At 72.9% G+C, this 22,078-nt stretch carries 21 protein-coding genes and 1 pseudogene; 13 read left to right on the top strand and 9 right to left on the bottom strand.

The window, feature by feature from the left end; genetic code table 11:
* The first annotated feature begins 85 nt into the window (after positions 1 to 85).
* The 4 genes from AC067A_RS03560 to AC067A_RS03545 all read left to right on the top strand — a co-directional run bounded on the left by AC067A_RS03560 (position 86) and on the right by AC067A_RS03545 (position 5,151).
* Positions 86 to 949 carry an EamA family transporter gene (locus AC067A_RS03560; protein WP_478613912.1) on the top strand — a complete coding sequence of 288 codons (864 nt, stop codon included), beginning with the start codon at positions 86 to 88 and terminating at the stop codon, positions 947 to 949.
* A 548-nt stretch (positions 950 to 1,497) separates the two neighbouring features.
* Positions 1,498 to 3,972, top strand: coding sequence for a glycoside hydrolase domain-containing protein (locus AC067A_RS03555; RefSeq protein ID WP_478613910.1), 2,475 nt, complete (start codon positions 1,498 to 1,500; stop codon positions 3,970 to 3,972).
* Positions 3,973 to 4,045: 73 nt separating this feature from the next.
* Positions 4,046 to 4,465: a hypothetical protein gene (locus AC067A_RS03550; protein ID WP_478613907.1), complete on the top strand. Its 420-nt coding sequence runs from the start codon at positions 4,046 to 4,048 to the stop codon at positions 4,463 to 4,465.
* Positions 4,465 to 5,151 (top strand): hypothetical protein, encoded by a 687-nt coding sequence (locus tag AC067A_RS03545; protein ID WP_478613904.1) that lies wholly within the window; start codon positions 4,465 to 4,467, stop codon positions 5,149 to 5,151. The genes AC067A_RS03550 and AC067A_RS03545 overlap by 1 nt, the downstream gene beginning before the upstream one ends.
* Before the next feature lie 84 nt (positions 5,152 to 5,235).
* On the opposite strand, the gene AC067A_RS03540 is transcribed toward AC067A_RS03545, so the two are convergent.
* Positions 5,236 to 6,012, bottom strand: coding sequence for an acyltransferase (locus AC067A_RS03540; RefSeq protein ID WP_478613901.1), 777 nt, complete (start codon positions 6,010 to 6,012; stop codon positions 5,236 to 5,238).
* A 132-nt stretch (positions 6,013 to 6,144) separates the two neighbouring features.
* Here AC067A_RS03540 and AC067A_RS03535 point away from each other — a divergent pair, with 132 nt between their 5' ends.
* Entirely contained in the window at positions 6,145 to 6,672 is a 528-nt protein-coding gene (locus tag AC067A_RS03535; RefSeq protein ID WP_478613898.1) for a gamma carbonic anhydrase family protein, read from the top strand.
* Between the two features lie 65 nt (positions 6,673 to 6,737).
* On the opposite strand, the gene AC067A_RS03530 is transcribed toward AC067A_RS03535, so the two are convergent.
* Positions 6,738 to 7,391, bottom strand: coding sequence for a DedA family protein (locus AC067A_RS03530; RefSeq protein ID WP_478613897.1), 654 nt, complete (start codon positions 7,389 to 7,391; stop codon positions 6,738 to 6,740).
* 247 nt (positions 7,392 to 7,638) lie between these two features.
* Positions 7,639 to 8,091 (bottom strand): DUF4442 domain-containing protein, encoded by a 453-nt coding sequence (locus AC067A_RS03525; protein WP_478613894.1) that lies wholly within the window; start codon positions 8,089 to 8,091, stop codon positions 7,639 to 7,641.
* Between the two features lie 82 nt (positions 8,092 to 8,173).
* Between AC067A_RS03525 and AC067A_RS03520 the strand changes: the two genes are divergently transcribed.
* Positions 8,174 to 9,244: a DUF8017 domain-containing protein gene (locus AC067A_RS03520; RefSeq protein ID WP_478613891.1), complete on the top strand. Its 1,071-nt coding sequence runs from the start codon at positions 8,174 to 8,176 to the stop codon at positions 9,242 to 9,244.
* A gap of 108 nt (positions 9,245 to 9,352) precedes the next feature.
* A complete protein-coding gene (locus AC067A_RS03515; protein WP_478613889.1) occupies positions 9,353 to 10,675 on the top strand; it encodes an MFS transporter in 1,323 nt (440 codons plus the stop codon).
* On the opposite strand, the gene AC067A_RS03510 is transcribed toward AC067A_RS03515, so the two are convergent.
* Together AC067A_RS03510 and AC067A_RS03505 are read right to left on the bottom strand one after the other, a co-directional pair.
* Complete coding sequence (locus AC067A_RS03510) at positions 10,637 to 11,482, bottom strand: spermidine synthase (RefSeq protein WP_478613886.1); 846 nt, start codon at positions 11,480 to 11,482, stop codon at positions 10,637 to 10,639. The two genes, AC067A_RS03515 and AC067A_RS03510, sit on opposite strands and share 39 nt — an antisense overlap.
* Positions 11,483 to 11,693: 211 nt before the next feature.
* Positions 11,694 to 12,527, bottom strand: coding sequence for a DNA alkylation repair protein (locus AC067A_RS03505; RefSeq protein ID WP_478613883.1), 834 nt, complete (start codon positions 12,525 to 12,527; stop codon positions 11,694 to 11,696).
* 92 nt (positions 12,528 to 12,619) lie between these two features.
* Between AC067A_RS03505 and AC067A_RS03500 the strand changes: the two are divergent.
* Positions 12,620 to 13,315: pseudogene (locus AC067A_RS03500) on the top strand (TVP38/TMEM64 family protein); the annotation flags it as partial.
* 115 nt (positions 13,316 to 13,430) lie between these two features.
* Here AC067A_RS03500 and AC067A_RS03495 read toward each other — a convergent pair.
* On the bottom strand, positions 13,431 to 14,600 hold the full coding sequence (locus tag AC067A_RS03495; RefSeq protein WP_478613881.1) for a thiolase family protein: 1,170 nt from the start codon (positions 14,598 to 14,600) through the stop codon (positions 13,431 to 13,433).
* Positions 14,601 to 14,737: 137 nt separating this feature from the next.
* Here AC067A_RS03495 and AC067A_RS03490 point away from each other — a divergent pair, with 137 nt between their 5' ends.
* Positions 14,738 to 15,220: a winged helix-turn-helix transcriptional regulator gene (locus AC067A_RS03490; protein WP_478613878.1), complete on the top strand. Its 483-nt coding sequence runs from the start codon at positions 14,738 to 14,740 to the stop codon at positions 15,218 to 15,220.
* 81 nt (positions 15,221 to 15,301) lie between these two features.
* Positions 15,302 to 16,174: an undecaprenyl-diphosphate phosphatase gene (locus AC067A_RS03485; RefSeq protein ID WP_478613875.1), complete on the top strand. Its 873-nt coding sequence runs from the start codon at positions 15,302 to 15,304 to the stop codon at positions 16,172 to 16,174.
* Between the two features lie 4 nt (positions 16,175 to 16,178).
* Here the strand turns inward: AC067A_RS03485 and AC067A_RS03480 are convergent, their stop codons facing one another.
* Positions 16,179 to 16,772: a flavin reductase family protein gene (locus AC067A_RS03480; RefSeq protein WP_478613872.1), complete on the bottom strand. Its 594-nt coding sequence runs from the start codon at positions 16,770 to 16,772 to the stop codon at positions 16,179 to 16,181.
* An 81-nt stretch (positions 16,773 to 16,853) separates the two neighbouring features.
* Here AC067A_RS03480 and AC067A_RS03475 point away from each other — a divergent pair, with 81 nt between their 5' ends.
* On the top strand, positions 16,854 to 17,300 hold the full coding sequence (locus AC067A_RS03475; RefSeq protein WP_033201840.1) for a nuclear transport factor 2 family protein: 447 nt from the start codon (positions 16,854 to 16,856) through the stop codon (positions 17,298 to 17,300).
* 111 nt (positions 17,301 to 17,411) lie between these two features.
* On the top strand, positions 17,412 to 19,034 hold the full coding sequence (gene lnt, locus AC067A_RS03470) for an apolipoprotein N-acyltransferase (protein WP_478613869.1): 1,623 nt from the start codon (positions 17,412 to 17,414) through the stop codon (positions 19,032 to 19,034).
* Here the strand turns inward: lnt and AC067A_RS03465 are convergent.
* On the bottom strand, positions 19,006 to 19,911 hold the full coding sequence (locus AC067A_RS03465; protein WP_478613866.1) for a Gfo/Idh/MocA family protein: 906 nt from the start codon (positions 19,909 to 19,911) through the stop codon (positions 19,006 to 19,008). The genes lnt and AC067A_RS03465 overlap by 29 nt on opposite strands.
* Before the next feature lie 59 nt (positions 19,912 to 19,970).
* Positions 19,971 to 21,227, bottom strand: coding sequence for an FAD-dependent oxidoreductase (locus AC067A_RS03460; RefSeq protein ID WP_478613863.1), 1,257 nt, complete (start codon positions 21,225 to 21,227; stop codon positions 19,971 to 19,973).
* A gap of 99 nt (positions 21,228 to 21,326) precedes the next feature.
* Here AC067A_RS03460 and AC067A_RS03455 point away from each other — a divergent pair, with 99 nt between their 5' ends.
* The gene (locus tag AC067A_RS03455; RefSeq protein ID WP_478613860.1) at positions 21,327 to 21,950 is read left to right on the top strand and encodes a TetR/AcrR family transcriptional regulator; all 624 of its coding nucleotides are present in this window, start codon (positions 21,327 to 21,329) and stop codon (positions 21,948 to 21,950) included.
* Positions 21,951 to 22,078 lie beyond the last annotated feature (128 nt).

The raw sequence follows: 22,078 nt of genomic DNA, 5'->3' as shown, positions 1-22,078 counted from the left end.
AGTTCAATGTACTGAACTACGGTGGGGTGCACCCGATTGTTCACTGCACTGTACTGCGTCCCGCCGTACGCGACTGCGAGGATCCATGACCGCCCTGTTCGCCCTGGCCACCAGCCTGCTCTGGGGCCTCGCCGACTTCGGCGGCGGACTGCTCACCCGCCGGATCCCCGCCCTCACGGTCGTGGTGGCCTCCCAGATCATCGCGGTCGTCGTCCTCGGCGCGATCGTCCTCGCCACCGGGGCCTGGACCGAGGCGGGACCGGAGCTCTGGTACGCCGTCGGGGCCGGAGTCGTCGGCCCGGCGGCCATGCTCGCCTTCTACAAGGCGCTCGCGCTCGGCCCCATGGGTGTCGTCTCCCCGCTCGGCTCGCTCGGCGTGGTCGTCCCCGTCTCCGTCGGCCTCCTCGTCGGCGACCGGCCGGGGCTGCTCCAGTTCGCCGGCATCGGCGTGGCGATCCTCGGCGTGGTGCTCGCGGGCGGCCCCGAGCTGCGCGGTGCGCCCGTCCAGCGCCAGGCGGTCCTGCTGACGCTGGTCGCCGCGTTCGGCTTCGGCTCGGTGATGGCGCTCATCGCCGAGGCCTCCACCACCGTGACCGGCCTCTTCCTCGCCCTGTTCGTCCAGCGCGTCACCAACGTCCTGGTGGGCGGCGGCGCCCTGTACGCGTCGGTGAGGCGTGGCGGCCACGCCCTCCCGGAGGGCGGCCCGGAGGTCGTTCGCGCCGCGCTCCCGGCGCTCGCCTTCGTCGGGCTCGCCGACGTCGCCGCCAACGGCACGTACGCGATCGCGGCGCAGCAGGGCCCGGTCACCGTCGCCGCCGTCCTGGCCAGCCTCTACCCGATCGTGACCGCCCTCGCGGCCCGCGGCGTCCTCAAGGAACGCCTCCGCTCCGTCCAGGCGGCAGGCGCGGGCCTCGCCCTCGTGGGCACGGTGCTCCTCGCGACCGGCTAGGGGGCGTCCCGCCGATCACGCCGGGCCCGCGGGGCCTGACGCGCACCTTGATCCGGCCTGACCGACGAGACACTCCCGGAACGCGGTCGGCGACCGATTGGAACCCGATCGGGAGGACAGGTCCTATTGGTGACCTAGCCCCTGACTTCGAGGTGACCAACGTCACACCGCAGCACACTGGCGCTCCGCGCCGACTTCGCAAGGACCTTCGGATCGCCGCGACTTGGCCGGAATCCCCCCACGCGCCGCGCCGCCGGCCCGCACGGCACGCGCCCGTCGGCCGTACACCAGGGGCATCGGGCGCACCGCGGGCCCCGGCGGCCGACGGCCCCGCCCTTGCGGGCGAGTGGCCGAGTACCGCCCCTCGCACATCAGGTTGCCCCCAACTGCATTGAGCACAATGAGAGTTGATGGACGGCCGCAGGCCCCGATCCCCCTTTTCAGCGGCACCCGCACCGGCTTAGGTTCACTGCGCTCTTTCCAGAACTGCCGACCGGTGTCGCGACGTATGGCGACCCTGCGTGGGCAGAGAACCTTGGGGGAATGCAGTGGCGGACGAGAAGGTGCTTGACGCCCAGAAATGGGTCAACGCGACGTACGGTTCCGTGGCGGGCTACGTGCGCTGCCCGGAGGACGGCAGAACCGGCTGGTCGACCATGAACTCCCTGATCATGGGCCTCCAGACCGAACTGGGCATCTCCCCGGTGGTGGCGAGCTTCGGTCCCACCACCATGAGCAAGCTCCAGGCGCTCGGGGACATCGGCTTCGGCTGGAACAAGAACTCCAACATCGTGCGGATCATCCAGCACGGCCTGTTCTGCAAGGGCTACTGGGGCGCCAACGGATTCGGCGAGTTCGGCGCGGTCACCACCGAGGCCGTCAAGTCCCTCCGCGTCAACATGGGCCTTCCCGACGGCGGCATGGGCACCGCCGGCGGCACGGTCACGCCCAAGATCTTCAAGTGCATCCTGAACATGGACGCGTACGTCGTCGTGGCCGGGGGAACCGAGAAGATCCGGGCCATCCAGCAGTGGCTCAACAGCCGCTACTGGCAGCGGGACGCCTACTCGATCGGCCCGTGCGACGGCATCTACTCCCGGGACGTGCAGAAGTCCCTGGTGATCGCCATCCAGTACGAACTGGGCCTCACCCCCAACGGCAACTTCGGCCCCGGCACGCAGGCCGGCCTGAAGTCCCACACCGTGCGCGAGGGCAACTCCGGCATCTTCGTCGAGCTCTTCACCGCCGCCTGCGTCTTCAACGAGCCGGTGATCATGCGCGGCCTCGACGACCAGGAGGTCCGGACGACCTTCAAGAGCACCTTCGACTCGAAGACGAAGGAGTTCGTCCAGATCTTCCAGTCGTTCTCCCAGCTGTACGGCCAGGGCGACGCCAACTACGGCGTGGGCGAGTTCGACACCTGGGCGCAGCTGCTGGTGTCCATGGGCAACCCGGACCGGAGGGCGACCGCCTCGGACACGCGGTTCGAGATCACCGCGTCCCGCGCCCGCTGGCTGTGGGACAACGGCTACCGCATGGTCGGCCGCTACCTGTACGACCCGCCGGGGTCCACCCTGGACAAGGAGATCAAGCCCGGCGAGCTGAACACCATCTTCAGCGCGGGCCTGCGGGTCTTCCCGATCTACCAGGACAACGCGCGCCAGCTCTCCGACTTCACCTACAGCCAGGGCTACCAGCACGCCCTCAACGCGCACGACCTGGCCTCCGGGTACGGCTTCAACCGGGGCACGACGATCTACTTCGCGGTCGACTACGACGCCCAGCAGTGGGAGATCGACGGCCAGCCGCAGGGCATCGTGGCCTACTTCAACGGCGTGGTGGCCGGCCTCGCGAGCAGGGGCAAGAAGTACTTCCACGGCGTCTACGGCTCCCGCAACGTCTGTATCAACGTCACCGCCAAGACCGGGGCGCGCTTCTCCTTCGTCTCCGGCATGTCCTGGGGCTTCTCCGGCAACCTCGGCTACCCGCTGCCCTCCAACTGGGCCATCAACCAGATCAAGGAGTTCCAGGTCACCAACGGCGCCGACGTCTTCGACCTGGACCGGGACGTCTGGCGCACGGGGGCCGAGCCCGGCGTCGGCTCGGTCAACAACACGGGCGGTCCCGCCGACGGGTACATCGCCTACGTGCAGCGGCTCCTCAACCACGCCAACGCCTACAAGTCGGCGAACAACGTCGGGACCAACGCGAGCCGCCTGGTGATGGAGTACATCCGTCACGAGAAGTACCGGGGCCTGCAGTGGTGGTGGCTGGCCGACAGCTACGACGAGGGCTTCGTGTCGTACTGCAACGCCCGCGGCGAGTCGGTGCAGGACTCCTTCACCGACCCCATCACGGGCTACCAGCTCGACGCCACCCACCTGATGGCCACGGCGAACGGCTTCCTGGAGAACTCCGACCCGGCCGAGAAGAAGGAGTCCACCGGCGGCGACATCGCCGGCTGGGGCGGCGACATCATGACCTTCTGGGCGGACTGGCGGAACTCCGTCAACGAGTACGCCTCGCCGCTCACGTTCACCCAGGCCAAACTCGCCGTGCCCGGCAAGGTGTCCAGCTTCGGCTACACGGACATGATCGAGGACGTCGACGGCTACCTGCTGGCCAAGTACGTCGCCGGCGGCGGCAACATCGTCTCCTGGATGAACGCGCACTACAACGGCGGCGGCGGCCTGACCCGCTTCCGCAGCCACTTCGACAAGCGCTGGGTGACCGCCACCGACTGCCGCGCCTGCTGCTGGGACGTCCTCGCCGGCCCCTCCGACCTCACCGTCAACGCGGCCCGGCTCGCGCTCATCACCGGCGCCGGCGCCGCCCTCCCGGCGGACTACGTCCTGCTGCCGGGCGGCACGGAGAAACTGGCCGAGTTCTGCCAGGGGTTCACCGACCGCCAGCTCTCCCTGATCGGCCTGGAGAACAGCCTGGCCGCCCAGTACAAGGAGAACCTCGCCGTCTACCGCAAGCAGGCGGCACAGCGGGCGGCACAGCGGGGAGCCGCGCGATAGACACGAAGTGCGCGATCGGTGAGGGGTGGCGCGATAGGGCCGGGACAGCACACGGAACGTGCAGGCTTGGCCCATGCTGATCCTCCTCCTACCGATCCTCCTCCCCCTCCTCGTCGGGCTCTGGTTCTGGAGCCGTCCGCTGTTCTCCGGGACATGGCGGCGCAGCCCCGGGTGGTTCACCTGGAGCGCGTTACTACTCCTGGTGGTCACCGGGGTCACGTACCTCGTCGGCTCCCTGGCCGGGGCGTCGCTCGACCCGGAGGAGGCCTGCCACAAGGCGGGCCAGACCTACGACCGCGCATACCGCAGGGCGAACTTCGACGAGTACACGCAGTGGTTCCCGCTGCACGACAAGTGCCACGCGGGGTACGACCTGGTCCCGGCGTGGGTGAACCCGACCCTGGTCGTGCTCCCCGCCCTGGCGCTCCTCTGCCTGGCGTACGCCGTACGACTGGCCGTCACCCGACGCCGTACCGAGAAGAAGGGCACGTGATGAACGATCTGAGCAGGCGCCGTGTGCTCGGCGTCGCCGGAAGTGTGGCCGGCGCCGCAGCCCTCGGCCTCCTGGACGTGGCGCCGGCGGCGGCCGCCGCTCCGGGCGCCCAGGGCGCCCAGGCCCCGGCGGCCACCACCTGGCGCGGCAGCCGTTCGGCCAACGGCTGGAAGATCCTCGACGAGGCCGCCGCGCACCCCGTCGAGGGCAGTGGCCTCTCCGCACGCCTGGCCGACGGCGACGCCGCGACGATCCTGCTGCACGTCGCGCGCCGCTTCCACTACGAGATCGACGAGCTGCGCATCGGGGACGTGACGGGTCACACCACGTCCCGCGAGGTCCGCGGGCCGCACGAGTCGAACCACCTGTCCGGCACGGCGATCGCCATCCGGTCGTCCGCCTACCCGCTGGGCGTCCGGGGCGGGCTGTACCCGCACGAGCTCGTCGTGGTGCGGGACATCGTCGCCGAGCTGGACGGCGTCGTCGCCTGGGGCGGCGACCTGGCCTCACCGCACGAGTCGTACTTCGGCATCGTGCTCGGGCCGACCCACCCGAAGGTGCGGGGCGTGGCCCGCAAGCTGCGGGAGTGGCGGAACACCCCTGGTCAGGGTGCCGGTGCCATCGACGCGTTCGCACCGGAGCGCCTGGCGAGCGTCGACGCCTTCGCGCGGCGCGGCGCCTCGTAGCAGCGCGCAGGACCCCGAGGGGGCGTCTCGTCGATCCGGCCCGATCCGGCCCGGTCGACGGGCGCCCCCTCGGGCACGTCCGGCTTACGCGTCGCGCAGGACGGCGCCCGGGGGCGTCGTGGTCTGTTCGGCCTCCCAGGCCGCGAGCGCGGCGAGCTGCGCCGCCGTCACGTCCTGCGGGATCGGCCGGGGGGCCGGGGTCCGCAGCGGCGGCTGCCAGCCCTTCTCGGGATCCCAGCTGCGGACGACCCGGGCCGGGGCGCCGGCCACGACCGAGTGGTCGGGGACCTCGCCGCGGACGACCGCGCCGGCCGCGACGACCACGTTCCTGCCGATCCGCGCGCCCGGGAGGACCACCGCCCCCGTGCCGAGCCAGCAGCCGGGGCCGATCGAGACCGGTTCCGAGCGGGGCCACTGGCGGCCGATGGGCTCGTCGGGGTCGTCGTAGCTGTGGTTGGTCGAGGTGATGTAGACGTACGGGCCGCAGTACGTGTTCGAGCCGATCGTCACCGTCGTGTCGGCGATGACGTGGCTGCCGCGCCCGAGGACCACCCCGTCCCCGAGGGTCAGGACGGTCTCCGTGCCCAGGTCGAGGTCCGGCAGCATGCCCGCGGTCAGCGTGACCTGCTCGGCGATGATGCAGCACTCGCCGATCTCGATCCACCGCTCGCCGAAGACCGTGCCCTGCGGGAAGGCGAGCCGGGTGCCGGCGCCGAGCCGGCGGAACCGCAGCCGCCCGGGGTGCTCGGCGGTGACGGAGCCAGCCCGCTGCGCCCAGCGCCAGCCGCCCTGCACGGCACGGGCGACGACCCGGCGCCGCCAGGCGGCGAGGGATGAGAACGTGTTTCTGTTCCTGGGCACCCGGCCACCGTAGTCGGCCCCGTCGTGCCTGATCAGTGCGGTGCGCTGTGATGTCGGTCATGAGCACGCAATAGGCTGCGGCCGAGGGTGTCCACCGGGCGTGACACGACGGCTGACGATCAGGAGCGAACCATGACAGAGGCGTTGATCAAGGGTGTGGGCGGCAAGGAGCCGCTGATCGACCCGACCGCCTTCACCGCCCCGACCTCCGTGGTGCTCGGCGAGGTCACGCTCGGCGCCCGCGCCAGCATCTGGTACCACGCGGTGCTGCGGGCGGACTGCGGCCCCATCTCCATCGGCGAGGACTCCAACATCCAGGACAACAGCACGGTCCACGTCGACCCCGGCTTCCCCGTCTCCATCGGCGACCGCGTCACCGTCGGCCACAACGCGACCGTGCACGGCTGCGTCATCGAGGACGACGTGCTCGTCGGCATGGGCGCGACGGTCCTGAACGGGGCCCGGATCGGTGCCGGCTCGCTCGTCGCCGCCCAGGCGCTGGTGCCGCAGGGGATGGAGATCCCGCCGGGCTCGCTGGTGGCGGGCGTGCCGGCGAAGGTGCGCCGTCCGCTGACCGACGAGGAGAAGGAGGGCATCAAGCTGAACGCCGAGATGTACCTGCTGCTCGCCAAGGGGCACGCCGAGGCCTTCGAGGCCTGAGCCCCGGTACGCCGGAGGGCGGCGCCCGTCTCCGGGTGCCGCCCTCCGGCGCGTGCGCGGCGGGGTCAGTCCGCGACCGGGACCGGCTCCGCCTCGGCGGAGGCGGCGCGCCCCGCCGCCGCCTTCTTGGCGCGGCTCTTCACGACGAGCATCGACGCGACGCCGATCAGCACGGCGAGGACGAGGCCCAGCCAGGAGAAGCGCTTCAGCCAGGCCTCGGCGACGACGCCGACGGAGTAGATGACGGCCGTGGTGCCACCGGCCCACAGGATGCCGCCGAAGACGTTGGCGATGAGGAACTTCCAGTACGGCATGTGCAGGACGCCCGCGAGCGGACCGGCGAAGATGCGCAGCAGGGCGATGAAGCGGCCGAAGAAGACCGCCCACATGCCCCACTTCTGGAAGGAGCTCTCGGCGAGGGCGATGTTGGCCTCGCCGAAGTGCTTGGGGAACCTCTTCCCGAGCCAGGCGAGGAGTGGCCTGCCGCCCTTGCGGCCGATCGCGTAGCCGATCGAGTCGCCGATGATCGCGCCGGCGGTGGCGCAGGCGCCGAGGACGTACGGGTTGATCTCGCCGTGCTGGGAGGCGAGCAGCGCCGAGCTCACGAGGACGATCTCGCCGGGCAGCGGGATGCCCAGGCTCTCCAGGCCGATCACCACTCCCACCAGGGCGTAGATCGCCACCGCGGGGATCGTCTCCAGCCATTCCTGCACGTGCAACGCGGTTCCTCCCGTGTCGGCCGCCCGGCGCGCACCGCGTCGGGCACGCCCGGGCAGCCTATCCGGTCGGGACGGACCGACCTCGACGGCCACCGTGAGTCCTGGGTCACCCGGGGACGCGCCGACCCGGAGTGCGCGCCGGCCGGTGTCGCGGACGGTGACGGTTCGTCCGATGCGGGTCCCGGAGCCGGGAACACGGCCGCCCCGCACCCGGAAGGGGGTGCGGGGCGGTGCGCGGCGGTCTTCGTCAGGCGTTCGGGCGCAGGGTCCACACGACGGTCATCTCGCCGGTGACGGCGCCGTCCTCGCGGGTGATGTCGATGCGGACCGGGAACTCGGGGCGCTGTCCGGCGTCGAGTTCGGCGACGACCTCGGCGGCGGGGCGGCCGAGGGTGGCGGTGGCCGTGACGACGCCCATGGCCAGCTTCTTGTAGCCGATCTCGGCCTTGACGGCGAGCGGGACGGCGCGCGTCAGCTGGTCGCCGAAGGCGGCGAGCACGATGGCGCCGCTGGCGGACTCGGCCAGGGTGAACATCGCTCCGGCGTGCGGACCGCCGACGTGGTTGTGGTACGCGGGCTGGTCCGGCAGGCGCACGACGGCGCGCTCGGCGGTGGTCTCCAGGAACTCCAGGTTGAGGGTTCCGGCCATGGGGACCGTGGCGGCGAGCATCTCGCCGACGGTCATCTGGTCTGCGCTCATGGCCGTGATGTTACCCACCAGTAGCAGCGTTGGCCATCCCTCTCGTGGTCCGGCCGGCCCCGCACCTCTATGGTTACTGGCCATGTGGCCAGGACAGCAGCCGCCCGGGGGCGAGCAGAACCCGCAGGACCAGAGTCAGAACCCCTACCAGCAGTCGGGGTACCAGCAGCCGAACCCGTACCAGCAGCCGCCGACGCAGCCGGGGTACCCGCAGCAGCCGCCGGCGTATCCGCAGCAGGGGTACACCCAGCAGCCCGGCTACGGACAGCCGAATCCTTACCAGCAGCCGACCGTGCCGCAGCAGTACGCGGTGCCGGCCCCCGGACAGCCCGGCGGTCCCGGCGACGGCAGGAAGAAGCAGACGACGCTCGTGGCGATCGTCGCCGCGACCGCGGTGGTCGTCGCGGCCGGCGTCACCGGCTATCTGGTGCTCGGCAAGGACGACGACAAGAAGCCGAACGCCGACGACAAGAAGCCGTCGGTGACGGCCGGCGCCTCGACGGCCACGCCCAGCGCCTCGCCGTCGCTCGACAACCCCCGGGACGGCGCGGCCCAGCAGCCGACGATCCCGGGCTGGAAGGTCGTCTTCAACCCGAAGTACGGCACGCTCTTCGACGTACCGCCCGAGTGGGAGGTGCTGAAGCCGGGCATGATCACGTACTTCGACGACGAGAAGAAGAACGACGGCAGCCCGCTCGTCACCATGTCCAGCCCCACCCGCTACAAGAGCAAGTGGTGCACCTACGACACCGACAAGAACGGCACCGAGGAGACCTGGGGCCTGAGCACCGCCGGCACCAAGGGCGGCCAGGGCGCCAAGAGCACCTCCGACGCGGCGCGCAGCGAGGCCGGGACGTGGGTGTGGGGCGGTTACGCGCAGCACATGCCGCAGAGCACCATCAAGATCAGCAAGCCCGTGCCGTACACGACCAAGTCCGGCCTCACCGGACACATGGCGACCGCCACGGCGCCGAACGTCAAGAAGCGCAACAAGTGCGAGACGGACGGCAAGTCGATCGCCTTCACGTTCAAGAACGCGGCGGGCGACTTCAGCACCTGGGTGCTGTACGCGGCGGACGGCGTCAAGGACGAGCTGCCCGACGCCACCATCCAGCAGATCCTCTCCACGGTCCGGCTCTCCTCCGGATCCTGACGGGTCGCCTCCGGTCCCGGCGGCTCCGTCCGGATCCGTCCGGTTCCGCACCGGACCCGTCCGGTTATCGGTTTGGCAGGAGGGGGAGGCGGCAGGGATAGTCCCGGGGTGACGAAACCCGCCGACTCCCCCGCCTCCCCCGGCCGCGCCCCCAGCCGGCGTCCCGAATGGGCGGGCCGCAACTACATCCTGCTGACCGCCGCCACCGTCGTGACCAACCTCGGCGCGAACGGCGCGCTGATCGCCACGGCGTGGGCGGTCTTCGACGCCGGCGGCGACCCGGGCGACGTGGGACTCGTGGCGATGGCACGCTTCCTCCCGCTCGTCCTCTTCCTGCTCATCGGCGGCGCCGTCGCGGACCGGATACCCCGGCACCGGGTCATGGTCGCCGCCAACGCCCTCAACTGCGTCTCGCAGGCCGTCTTCGCGGCCCTCGTCCTCTCCGGCGAGGCACGGATCTGGCAGATGATGGCCCTCACCGCGCTCTGCGGCACCGGCCAGGCCTTCTTCAACCCCGCGGCCGAGGCCATGCTGATGGCCAGCGTCACCGGGGAACAGGCGAGCCGGGCCTTCGCCGTGTACCGGATGGCCATGCACGGCGCCAGCATCGGAGGGGCCGCGCTCGGCGGAGCGCTGGTGGCGTTCGTCGGCCCGGGCTGGGTCCTGGCGATCGACGCGCTCGCGTTCGCCGTGGCGGGCGGCCTCCGCGCCTTCCTCGACGTGGGCGGCATCCCCGAGCGCGCCCCGAGCGCCGGCCTCTTCGCCGATCTGCGGGAAGGCTGGCAGGAGTTCATCGGACGCCCGTGGCTGTGGTCGATCGTCGCCCAGTTCTCGGTGGTGGTGGCCCTGATCGGCGCGGTCGACTCGGTGTTCGGACCGCTGGTCGCCCGCGACCACCTGGGCGGCTCGCGCCCCTGGGGCCTCGCGCTCGCCGCGTACGGCGTCGGGACCGTCGCGGGCGCCGTCCTGATGACCCGCTGGAAGCCCCGCCGGCTGCTGTTCGTCGGAACCCTGTGCGTCTTCCCCATCGCGCTGCCCTCGGCGGCGCTCGCCGTACCGCTGGACGCGGCGGGGCTGACGGTCGCGATGTTCGTCAGCGGCATGGCCATCGAGGTCTTCGGCGTCTCGTGGATGACGACCATGCACCAGGAGATCCCGGAGGAGAAGCTGTCCCGGGTCACCGCCTACGACTGGTTCGGCTCCACGGCCCTGCTGCCGCTGTCCACCGCGCTCGCCGGCCCGGCGGAGTCCGCCTTCGGCCGCAGCACCGCGCTGTGGGGCGCGGCGGCCCTGATGGTGCTCGTCACCGCGCTCGTCCTGCTGGTGCCGGACGTGCGGAACCTGACCCGGCGTCCGCACACCAAGGAGGTCGCGGGCGCCGCGCCGGAGCCCTCAGCCGATGCCGAAGGCGCCGTCCGGGGGAACGGGTGACGGTACGGCCCCGGTGTCCCCGACCGGTTCCGCGTCCCCGGTGAACCGGTCCAGGGCCGCCCCGTGCTCCACGCGCGCGGGGAAGGCGTCCGCGGCGGCCCGGCGGGCGAGGTGCGCGGTGTCGATCCCCCGGCCGGAGGCGACGAGGACCGCGTTCCCGAAGCGGCGGCCGCGGAGCACGGACGGCTCGGCGACGAGCGCCAGCTCGGTGAAGACGTCGGCGAACGTGGCGACCTGGGAGCGCAGGAACGCGAAAGGCGCCCCGTCGGCCAGGTTGGCCGCGTAGACGCCGCCGGGACGCAGCACCCGCCGCACCTCGCGCGCGTACTCCACGGAGGTGAGGTGCGCGGGCACCCGCGAGCCCCCGAAGACGTCGCCGACGATCAGGTCGGCCGACGCGTCCGGCGCCGCCTCCAGCCAGCCGCGCGCGTCCGCTCCGTGCACGGCGACCCCGGAGCCCGCGGGCAGCGGCAGGTGCTCCGCGACCAGGTCGAGGAGACCGCGGTCCGCCTCGACGACGTCCTGCCGCGAGCCGGGCCGCGTGACGGCGACGTACCGCGGCAGGGAGAGGCCGCCGCCGCCCAGGTGCAGGACGTCCAGCGGCTCGCCCTCCTCGGCCGCGCCGTCGACGACGTGGGCGAGGCGCCGCGCGTACTCGAACTCCAGGTGGGCGGGATCGTCCAGGTCCACGTACGACTGCGGCGCGCCGTCGACCGTCAGGAGCCACGCCCGCTCCCGGTCCACATCGGGCATGAGGCGCGCGGTGCCCTGGTCGACCTCACGGATGACGGGGATGTGCTCGTTCACGCCCTCATTGTGCCGGTGCCGGGCACCGGCCCGTCAGCCGGTCCACACGGCTCGCCCGCCTCGGCGTGACCGGCGGCCCGGGTCCGCCCCGCACGGGTCGCGGCGGGCGCGGGGCGGACCCGGGCCGGACCCCCGGCCGCAGAACGCGGCGCGGGACGCGGCCTCGGGGACGATCACCGCCACCCGGGCGCCCCCGGCCGAGGCCGACGCGTCAGAGGTTCTTGAGGGCCTCGCGGACGGAGAGCGGGGAGAGCCGGGAGTCGTGGGCGGCGACGAAGGCGCGGACCTCGGCGGGGGCGGTCCTGCCGTACTCGCGCAGGCTCCAGCCGATCGCCTTGCGGAGGAAGAAGTCGGTGTCGGCCGCACGGCGCAGGCAGTAGGAGAAGAGCCGGTCGGCGTCGGTGGCGTCCTTGAAGCGGAGCTGGTGCAGGAGCGCCGTGCGGGCGACCCACAGGTCGTCGTCCTCGATCCACTCGTCCATGCGGGCCGCCAGGGACGGGTCGGCGGCGACGAGGCCTCCGACGACATGGGCCGCGAGGTGGTCGACGGTGTCCCACCAGGAGACGGTGGTGACGAGCCGGCGGGCGACGGGCAGGAAACCCGAGGAGCAGCGCTTCACGTGGCGGCGCAGGTAGTCGACGGCGAAGTAGTGGTACTCGCGCTCGGGCAGGGCGAAGCACCGCAGGGCGATCGCCTCGCAGTCGCGCTCGTCGGGGCGCGGGGTGCCGTCCAGGACGGTACGGGAGAGCGCGCGGCGCTCCGGTGTGCGTACCCCGAGGAACGGGGCCGCGCCCTTCATGTACGCGACCATCTCCTGCGCCCGGAAGGGGTTCCCCGCCGCGGGATAGACGGTGGTGAGCCGCTCCAGGACGGTGTCGGCGAGAGGGCTGGGGGGCGGCACCGGCCCGGCGGAGTCGCGGGGGGCGGGACCGACGGACGCGGGGGCGGCGGAAGCGCCGGTGGCCGACGTGGGCGGGGCGGCGCCGGTGACCGACGTGGGCGGGGCGGGCGCGGCGGCGCCGGTGGTGGGGGCGGGGCGGGTCATGGGGCCCTCTCGGTCACGGCGCTCCGGGGCGGCCCGGACGGACATGACGCACATTACGGCGATCACCCGGACGCGTCCGTTACTCTCCCCGAATGCTCGCCCCCGTCCCCCGGCCGCCGGGCTCCCTCGCCGTCCGATGCTCCCGGGCCCTCCTCTCGCCCCGCTCGCGGCTCTCCCTGCTCGCGCTGCTGCTGCTCACGGCGGCGTCCCTGGTGGTGCTCTACGAACCGCAGCGGCTGCTCGCCTCGGGCTGGCCGCCGCGGACGAGCGGCGCCGGGGCGGTGCTGCTCTTCGGTCTCGCGTACGGGATGTGCACGGCGGCCTTCGTACCGCGGCCGGTGCTCAACCTGGCGGCGGGGGCGCTCTTCGGTACGGCGTTCGGCCTGACGGCGGCGGTCGCGGGGACGGTGCTCGGCGCGGGGATCTCCTTCACGCTCGGGCGGTTCCTGGGGCAGGACGCGCTGAGGCCGCTGCTGCGCGGCCGCTTGCTGACGGCGGCGGACGGGCAGCTGAGCCGGCACGGCTTCCGCTCGATGCTGGCCATCAGGCTGTTCCCCGGTGTGCCGTTCGCGGCGGCCAACTACTGCGCGGCGGTCTCCCGCATGCGGTACGCGCCGTTCCTCCTGGCGACGGCGCTCGGCTCGGTGCCGAACACGACGGCGTACGTGGTGGCCGGAGCCCAGGCCGGTACGCCGGGCTCGCCCGCCTTCCTCCTCTCGGCGGGGTTCATCGTCCTGTCCGGTCTCGGCGGGGCGGTCGTGGCCTGGCGCAAGCGCCACGGACTGCGCGCCCCGGCTCCGGCCCCGGAGCGGGACCCGGCGCCGGAACCGGAGCCGGTGGGCGGCGTCCGCCGATCCCTTGGCGGTGGCTTGCCGACAGGCCGGGCTCGCGGGGTGCCGGACGTCAGAGGGCCTCGACGATCATCGCGTTGGCGAGGCCGCCCGCCTCGCACATGGCCTGGAGGCCGTAGCGTCCGCCGCGCGCCCGCAGGGCGTGGACGAGGGTGGTGGTGAGACGGGTGCCGCTGGCCCCGAGGGGGTGGCCGAGGGCGATGGCGCCGCCGTGGACGTTGACCTTGGCCGGGTCGGCGCCGGTCTCCTGCTGCCAGGCGAGAACCACGCTGGCGAAGGCCTCGTTGATCTCGAAGAGGTCGATGTCGGCGAGGTCGAGGCCGGTGCGGCGCAGGACCTTCTCGGTGGCGGGGATGACCCCGGTGAGCATGAGCAGCGGGTCGGAGCCGGTGACGGCGAAGCCGTGGAGCCGGGCGAGGGGGCGCAGTCCGAGGGTCCGTGCGGTGTCGGCGGCCATGACGAGCACGGCGGAGGCGCCGTCGTTGGTGGGGCTGCTGTTGCCCGCGGTGACCGACCAGTCGATCTGCGGGAAGCGGTCGGCGAAGGCGGGGTCCTCGAAGGCGGGGCGGAGGCCGGCGAGGATCTCGGGGGTGGTCGTGGGGCGCACCGACTCGTCGCGGCGGACGTTCTCGTACGGCACGACCTCGTCGTCGAAGAGTCCCGCCTCCCAGGCGCGGGCCGCCTTGGCGTGTGACGCGGTGGCGAACGCGTCCATGGCCTCGCGACCGATCGACCACTTCGCGGCGATGAGTTCGGCGCTGACTCCCTGCGGGACGAGGCCCTCGGGGTAGCGCTCGGCGACGCCGGGGCCGAAGGGGTCGGCGCCGGGCGGCACGTTGGACCACATGGGGACCCGGCTCATGGACTCGACGCCGCAGGCGATGGCGATGTCGTAGGCCCCGGAGAGCACGCCCTGGGCGGCGAAGTGGACGGCCTGCTGGGAGGAGCCGCACTGCCGGTCGACGGTGGTGGCGGGCACGGAGTCGGGGAAGCCGGCCCCGAGCCAGGCGTAGCGGGTGGTGTTCATGGCCTGCTCGCCGACCTGGTCGACGGTGCCGCCGATGACGTCGTCGACGAGCGCGGGGTCGATGCCGCTGCGTCGGACGAGGGCGCGCAGGGTGTGCGAGAGGAGGGCGACGGGGTGGACGTGGGACAGGGCTCCGCCCGCCTTGCCCTTCCCCATCGGGGTCCGGACGGCTTCGACGATGACGGCGTCACGCATGACAGGCTCCTGAGTGGGAGAAGTGGACCGACACTCATCGGTAACCTAGCTCAGTGAGTAGGTTTTTCAAACCCTCTCGCCCGTGAGTGGGTCCTGTTTCCAAACCCTTCACTCGGCCGCTGCCCTAGGCTGACCCCATGAAGGCCGCCCCCCGCCCCTGCTCGATCGCCGACACCCTCGCGCTGGTCGGCGAGAAATACGCGCTCCTCGTGCTCCGCGAGGTGTTCCTCGGCGTGCACCGCTTCGACCGCATCGCCCGCAACACGGGCGCGCCCCGCGACATCCTCACCGCCCGCCTCAAGCGGCTCGTCGAGGCCGGGATCCTGGAGAAGGTGCCGTACAGCGAACGGCCGCCGCGCTACGAGTACCGCGCCACGGCGGCGGGCGCGGAGCTCCAGCCGGTCCTCGTGACGCTGATGGCGTGGGGCGACCGCCACCTCAACGCGGACGCCCGCCCCGTCGTCCTGGAACACGACTGCGGCGAGGTCCTCAGCCCCCGGCTCGTCTGCGCGCACTGCGGCGGCGAGGCCGACCGCGGCAGCCTCCGCCACCACGTCAGGTCGCCCGGCTGGACCACCACGGGCCCGGTGGAGACCGGCCCGGACGGGGTCGAGATCTGATCACCTGCCCGTCATCTTGGGACGGTACGCTGCGCACGACCTTCTGACCGCACACGTACATAACGGGACGGCCCTAGCCCCATGAGTTGGTTCGAATCGTTCATCCTCGGGCTCGTCCAGGGACTGACGGAGTTCCTTCCCATCTCCTCCAGCGCGCACCTCCGTCTCACCGCCGCCTTCGCCGGCTGGGAGGACCCGGGCGCGGCCTTCACCGCGATCACCCAGATCGGCACGGAGACCGCTGTCCTCATCTACTTCCGCAAGGACATCGCCCGGATCGTCTCGGCCTGGTTCCGCTCGCTCACCGACAAGGCGATGCGCTCCGACCACGACGCCCAGATGGGCTGGCTGGTGATCGTCGGATCGGTCCCGATCGGCGTCCTCGGCGTCACGTTCAAGGACCAGATCGAGGGCCCCTTCCGCGACCTGCGGCTGATCGCGACGACCCTGATCGTGATGGGCATCGTGCTCGGCGTCGCGGACCGGCTCGCCGCCCGGGACGAGATCGGCGGCCGCCACCGCGTGGTCCGCGAGCGCAAGACGCTCAAGGACCTCGGCGTGAAGGACGGCCTGATCTACGGCTTCTGCCAGGCGATGGCCCTGATCCCGGGCGTCTCCCGCTCCGGCGCCACGATCTCCGGCGGCCTCCTCATGGGCTACACCCGCGAGGCCGCCGCCCGCTACTCGTTCCTGCTCGCCGTCCCCGCCGTCCTCGCCTCCGGCGTGTTCGAGCTCAAGGACGCCGGCGAGGGCCACGTCTCCTGGGGCCCCACCGTCTTCGCCACCCTCATCGCCTTCGGCGTCGGCTACGCGGTCATCGCCTGGTTCATGAAGTTCATCACCACCAAGAGCTTCATGCCCTTCGTGATCTACCGGATCCTGCTCGGCATCCTGCTGTTCGTGCTGGTCGGCACGGACGTCCTGAGCCCGCACGCGGGCGAGTCGGCGGGCTGACGCGTCACGTCCGGTAGGGCACCCTGGCGATCTCCTCGATGCCGTCCGGGGTGCCCCATTCGTTCTTGCCGAGGCGGGAGAGGGGGCGGAGGAGGGACATCTCGGGGTGGCCGTCGACGAGGACGGAGTCGTCGATGGCGGCGTGGAGGACGCGGCCGAAGACGACGGTGGAGTCGCCGATGCGGAGGGTGCTGTGGAGTTCGCATTCGAGGGCGACGGGTGAGAGGGCGACGCGCGGGGGCTTGACGCGGAGGCTGGGCTCCCGCTCGACGCCGCAGGCGTCGAACTCGCTGATGCCGCGGGGGAAGTCGGTGGCGGTGGCGTTGATCTGCTCCAAGAGCGGCTGGGGAGCGAGGTTGACCACGAACTCGCCCGTCTCCTCGACGTTGCGCAGCGAGTCCTTGCGGCCGACGGAAGTGAACTGCACCACCGGGGGGTTGACCGAGGCGATGGTGAAGAAGGAGTGCGGGGCGAGGTTGTCCGTGCCGTCGGCGGAGGTCGTGGAGACCCAGGCGATCGGCCGGGGGACCACGGTGGCGGTGAGCAGCCGGTAGAAGGAGGGGCCGTCGCTCAGGTCGGGGTCGATGTTCACACGCATGTCGGACAGTATGACCGCGCTCCGGAACTCCCCTGACGCACGCCCCTTGGCCCCGGGCCCCCTCTGCCGGACACTGAGCCGATGACGCAGCGCGTGGACCTCGCGACCGTGATGGACCGACTGGCCGTCGACGACCTGGTCTCCGGGTACGCGGCAGCCGTGGACGACGCCGACTGGGCCGCCTACCGGGCGCTGTTCGGCCCGGGCGGCCGGGCCGACTACCGGGGGTCGGGCGGGATCGAGGGGCCGGTCGCCGAGGTGGCCGACTGGCTCGCCGAGACGATGACCCTGTTCCCCGTACGCCAACACCTCATCGTGAACCGGCGGGTCCTCTTCCGTGAACCGGGCGGCTATCCGCAGCCGGGTGACGAGGCGGACGTCCGCGCCGACTACGTCAACCCGATGCGCTTCGCCTCCGGCGAGGACTTCGTCTGCGGCGGCCGCTACGCCTTCACCGCACGCCGCACCGCCGACGGCTGGCGCCTCCACTCGGTCGTCGTCGACGAGCGGTGGCGCCACCACCGCTGACGCCCGGACGCACGACACCGGCGATCCACGGCTCGCGGGCCCCGGCCCGCGCCGCGGAGGATCCTGGAATTCCGGAGCGCGGACACGGGAGGAAGCGACGGGAGGCACGTCATGTGTGGTCCGTTCGGGAGCAGCCGCGGAGGCCGGACCGGGGGCGCGGACCGGGGCGCGGGCCGCGACCGAGGAGGCGCCGAAGGCCTCGGCGACGGCCGGAGCGCGCGCCGCGCCGCGGGCCGTTCGACACTCGCCGTCGGCTGCGGCGCCCTGCCCGCACTCGCCTTCCCCGCTCCCGGACTCTGGTGGTGGGCGTACCTGGCGCTCGTGCCGTGGCTGCAACTGATCCGTACGGCACCGGGGGCCCGCCGTGCCGGTCTCGACGGCTGGTTCGGCGGCATCGGCTTCGTGCTGGCCCTGCACCACTGGCTGCTGCCGAGCCTGCACGTGTTCCTGCTCCCCCTCGCCGCACTGCTCGGCCTGCTGTGGCTGCCGTGGGGGTGGCTCGTACGGGCCCTGCTCGGCAACACCCCGTCGGTGCTCCGGGCGACCGTGGCGCTGCTCGCGGTGCCCTCGGGCTGGCTGCTGGTCGAGCTGGCCCGGTCCTGGGAGGGTCTCGGCGGACCGTGGGGGCTCCTCGGCGCGAGCCAGTGGCAGGTCCCGGCGGCGCTGCGGCTCGCCTCGGTCGGCGGGGTCTGGTCGGTGAGCCTTCTGGTGGTGGCCGTGAACACGGCCGTGGTCCTCCTGGTGGCGGCGCCCGGGCCGCGTTCCGTCGGGGTCGCGGGGCTCGCCGCCTGCGCCCTGGCGGCGGGGACGGCGTTCTGGGGCGTGCCGGCCCCGCGCGAGACCGGGACGGTACGGGTCGCCCTCGTACAGCCGGGCGTGTTCGGCGGATCCGACGGGCCCGAGCAACGCCTCGCGCGGGCCGAGGTGCTCACCCGTTCCCTCGTCGGGCACCGGCTCGACCTGGTCGTGTGGGGCGAGAGCGGAGTGGGCGCCGATCCGACGGGCGACCCGGTGCTCGCGGCCCGGCTCGCCGCGCTGTCGCGCGCGGTGGACGCACCGCTCCTGGTGAACGTGGACGCGCGGGGTGCCGACCGTCCCGGCATCCACAAGAGCGCCGTCCTGGTCGGCCCGGCGGGGCTCACCGGCGACCGCTACGACAAGATGCGGCTCGTCCCCTTCGGCGAATACCTCCCCGCGCGCGGTCTCCTCGGCTGGGTGACGTCCGTCGGCCGCGCCGCCGACGAGGACCGGCGGCGCGGGGCCGAGCCGGTGGTGATGTCCCTGCCTGCCCGGGACCCGGGCGCCGCCCCGCTCCGGGTGGGACCGCTGGTCTGCTTCGAGTCGGCCTTCCCGGACATGAGCCGCCGGCTGGCCCGCGACGGCGCCGCCCTCCTGGTCGTGCAGTCGGCGACCAGTACCTTCCAGGACAGTTGGGCGCCTGCCCAGCACGCCTCGCTCGCGGCCCTGCGGGCGGCCGAGACGGGCCGGCCCGTCGTCCACGCGACGCTGACCGGGATCAGTGCCGCGTACGGTCCCGACGGGCGCCGGATCGGCCCCGTGCTCGGCACCGAGGCGAGTGCCGCCGTCGTGCGCGAACTGCCGCTGTCGGAGACGACGACGGCCTATGCCCGCTGGGGCGACCGGCCCTTGTACGGTGCGCTCACGGTGGTCGGTGCGGTGGCCGCCGCCGGGCTCTCCGGCGTGTTCAGGACGCCTGGGCGAGTGCCTCGGTGACGACGCGCTCGCACAGTTCGTGGGTCAGGAGGGCGTCGCGGGCGCTGAGGACCCGGCCTTCGCGCACGGTGTCGAGGAAGGCGAGGACGGCCTGCTCGATGCCGCGCTGACGGGCCACCGGGACCCAGTCGCCGCGCCGGCGGACGGTCGGCTGGCCCTTGTGGTCGACGACGTCGGCGAGGTTGAGGACCTGGCGCTTGGTGTCCTGACCCGAGACCTCGAGGACCTCCTCGGTGGAGCCGTTCATCCGGTTCATCATGCCGATGGCGGTGAAGCCGTCGCCGGAGAGCTGGAGCACGACGTGGTGCAGGAGCCCGTCGCGGAGCCGGGCGCGCACGTCGACGTGCTCGATCTCGCCCGGGATGAGGAAGCGCAGGGTGTCGACGACGTGGATGAAGTCGTCGAGGACGAAGGTGCGGGGGTCCTCGGGCAGCCCGATCCGGTTCTTCTGCATCACGATCAGGTCGCGCGGGTGGTCGAGGCACTGGGCGTAACTCGGGGCGAGGCGCCGGTTGAAGCCGACGGCCAGGGACACCGCGCGCTTCTCGGCGAGTTCCACGATCCGCTCGGAGTCGGCGTACTCGTACGCGAGGGGCTTGTCGACGTAGGTGGGCACGCCGGCGTCGAGGAGGCGGGTGGCGATCTCGGCGTGGGCGGCGGTGGACGCGTGGACGAACGCCGCGTCGAGTCCGGCGGCGAGCAGCGAGTCGAGGTCCCCGTGCCGCTGTCCGGCGGGCAGGTGAAGGGTGTCGGCCACCCGGTCCAGGGTCGCGCGGGTGCGGGTCTGGAGGTGGAGTTCGGCGCCCGGAAGGGTGGAGAGGACGGGGAGGTAGGCCTTCTGCGCGATGTCGCCGAGTCCGATGCAGCCAACCTTCACGGGATCTCCCTTGTCGTCGTTCACCGGTCCCGGCCGATCGGGCGGGCCGTTCGCGCTGGTCAGCTTACGCGGGGCCGCTGTGCGTCCCCGGCGGCCCGGCTCGGCCCGACGGGCGGGTGCCAGTCGCAGATGCCGTCGAAGCCGCGCAGGACGAGTCCGGGGCCGAAGCGGGAGACACCGCTGACGAGGGCGGCGCGCAGGGCGACGGCGGGACGGGCCGAGAGCATGGTGATCGCGCCGGTGCGGGCGGCCTTGCGGACGATGGCGGTGGTGCGCGGCAGCCGGTCGGCGGTGTACGCGGCGAGGGCCCGGCTCGGCAGGAAGTCGGGGGCGGCGCAGGCGTGGTGGGCGAGGACGACGGCGTCCTCGACGGCCTGGTTCCCGCCCTGGCCGAGGCTGGGCATCATCGCGTGCGCCGCGTCGCCGAGCAGGGCCACGCGCCCCCGGTGGAAGGCGGGCAGGGGGTCCGGCAGGTGGTGGACGTCGTGCCGCAGGACCCGGTCGGGGGCGACGCCCGCGAGGATCTCGGGGACGGGGTGGTGCCAGTCCCCGAAGAGGCGCAGGAGTTCGGCCCGCTCGTCGTCGGGCGCGTGGGCGTCCGCCGGTGCCACGGCCATGGCGTACGCGTAGACCCGGCCGTCCTTGAGGGGCTGGCTGCCCCAGAGCCGGCCGGCTCCCCAGGTCTCGTGCGGGGCGAAGGCCCGTGCGGGGCCGGGGACGACGACGCGCCAGCTGGTGGCGCCGGAGTAGCGGGGGCCCGGGTGGTCGGGGAAGAGCGTGCGGCGGGTCGCCGAGTGGATGCCGTCGGCGGCCAGGACCAGTTCGGCCTCGAGTTCGGCCCCGGACTCGTCCGCGAGTCCGCCCGGGCACCCGTTCCCGGCTGCCGAGAGGGTGACGCGGGCGGGTCGGTGGTCGTCGCCGGGGTCGGTGACGGCGGCGCGCACCCCGGTGCGGACGGCTTCCGCGGGGAGGGCGGAGGTGAGGATCTCGACGAGGGTGGCCCGGTGGAGGAGGACCAGGGGTCCCCCGAAGCGGTCGGCGGCCGCCCGGGAGTCGGTGCGGGCGAGCCAGCGGCCGCCGGGGGTGCGCATGCCGCCGTCGCCCTGCCAGGCGGAGAGCGAGCGGACGCGGTCCCCGAGCCCGATGACGTCGAGGGCGCGCTGCGCGTTGGGCGCGAGGCCGATGCCGGCGCCGACGGGGGCGAGGTCGGCGGCTCGTTCGAGGACGGTGACGTGCCAGCCGCGCTGGTGCAGGGCGACGGCGGCGGTGAGCCCGCCGATGCCGGCTCCGACGACGACGGCGCGGTGCTGTTCCATGACTGCTCCCCGGATCAGGTGACTACAGGTGTAGTGAGTCCGACCCCCTGACCGTACTACAGGTGTAGTCACCTTGGTGGTCGCCGGTAGGTTGTCCCCATGAGTTCAGCCCCCGCCTCGATCCCGGCCCCGGAGCCCATCGCGTCCCGCGCCGACCGGATCGGCGACGCCGCCCTCACCCTCCTCGTCGAGCGCGGGATGCGCGGCCTGACCCACCGCGCCGTGGACGAGCAGGCGGGACTTCCGCAGGGTTCGACCTCCAATCACGCGCGCACCCGGCAGGCCCTCCTGGAGACGGCCGTACGGCGCCAGGTACAGCGGGAGTCGGAGGTCCTGACCCCCCACGAGATCCCGGGCCCGGAGAGCGGAGGGGCGGCGCTCCTCGACGCGCTCGCCCTCGCGCTGCACCGCTACCTCACCGACCACCGTTCGCTGCTGGTATCCCGGTACGAACTGGCCCTGGAGGCCACCCGCCGCCCCGAGCTGCGGAGCTTCTTCGACACCGCAGGCTCGGCCTTCCACACCCCGCTGATCGCGATGATGACGGCGGCCGGCTCCCCCGAGCCCGAACGGCACGCCCTGTCGCTGATCGCCTGGTGCGAGGGGCTGATGTTCTCCTGCGCGGCGGGCTCCTTCCACGCCTCCGTGCCGAGCCTCGCGGAACTGCGCACCGGCTTCGCCGAGTTGCTCGGCGGGATGCTCGGAAGCCGGCCCGCCGGGTAGGGATGCCCCGCCGCTCGTCCCCGGCCCGAGCAGGACCCCTCCCGGGCCGGCGGCGGAGGCGCTGGGCGCCGGCGCCCGGACCCGGCGCGCGCTCCGGACGACCGCGAAACGCCTGGCGCCCCCCGTGA

The organism is Streptomyces sp. NPDC043176 (genome assembly GCF_056436715.1).
The sequence above is the reverse complement of the archived record's forward strand: the minus strand, read 5'-3'. Positions and strand labels throughout refer to the sequence as shown.

Bases quoted from the DNA above. Each gene is read 5' to 3' on its own strand.
- AC067A_RS03560 (WP_478613912.1), top strand. From the start codon at position 86: ATGACCGCCCTGTTCGCCCTGGCCACCAGCCTGCTCTGGGGCCTCGCC.
- AC067A_RS03550 (WP_478613907.1), top strand. From the start codon at position 4,046: ATGCTGATCCTCCTCCTACCGATCCTCCTCCCCCTCCTCGTCGGGCTC.
- AC067A_RS03545 (WP_478613904.1), top strand. From the start codon at position 4,465: ATGAACGATCTGAGCAGGCGCCGTGTGCTCGGCGTCGCCGGAAGTGTG.
- AC067A_RS03535 (WP_478613898.1), top strand. From the start codon at position 6,145: ATGACAGAGGCGTTGATCAAGGGTGTGGGCGGCAAGGAGCCGCTGATC.
- AC067A_RS03525 (WP_478613894.1), bottom strand. From the start codon at position 8,091: ATGAGCGCAGACCAGATGACCGTCGGCGAGATGCTCGCCGCCACGGTC.
- AC067A_RS03520 (WP_478613891.1), top strand. From the start codon at position 8,174: ATGTGGCCAGGACAGCAGCCGCCCGGGGGCGAGCAGAACCCGCAGGAC.
- AC067A_RS03505 (WP_478613883.1), bottom strand. From the start codon at position 12,527: ATGACCCGCCCCGCCCCCACCACCGGCGCCGCCGCGCCCGCCCCGCCC.
- AC067A_RS03495 (WP_478613881.1), bottom strand. From the start codon at position 14,600: ATGCGTGACGCCGTCATCGTCGAAGCCGTCCGGACCCCGATGGGGAAG.
- AC067A_RS03490 (WP_478613878.1), top strand. From the start codon at position 14,738: ATGAAGGCCGCCCCCCGCCCCTGCTCGATCGCCGACACCCTCGCGCTG.
- AC067A_RS03485 (WP_478613875.1), top strand. From the start codon at position 15,302: ATGAGTTGGTTCGAATCGTTCATCCTCGGGCTCGTCCAGGGACTGACG.
- AC067A_RS03480 (WP_478613872.1), bottom strand. From the start codon at position 16,772: ATGCGTGTGAACATCGACCCCGACCTGAGCGACGGCCCCTCCTTCTAC.
- AC067A_RS03475 (WP_033201840.1), top strand. From the start codon at position 16,854: ATGACGCAGCGCGTGGACCTCGCGACCGTGATGGACCGACTGGCCGTC.
- lnt (WP_478613869.1), top strand. From the start codon at position 17,412: ATGTGTGGTCCGTTCGGGAGCAGCCGCGGAGGCCGGACCGGGGGCGCG.
- AC067A_RS03460 (WP_478613863.1), bottom strand. From the start codon at position 21,227: ATGGAACAGCACCGCGCCGTCGTCGTCGGAGCCGGCATCGGCGGGCTC.
- AC067A_RS03455 (WP_478613860.1), top strand. From the start codon at position 21,327: ATGAGTTCAGCCCCCGCCTCGATCCCGGCCCCGGAGCCCATCGCGTCC.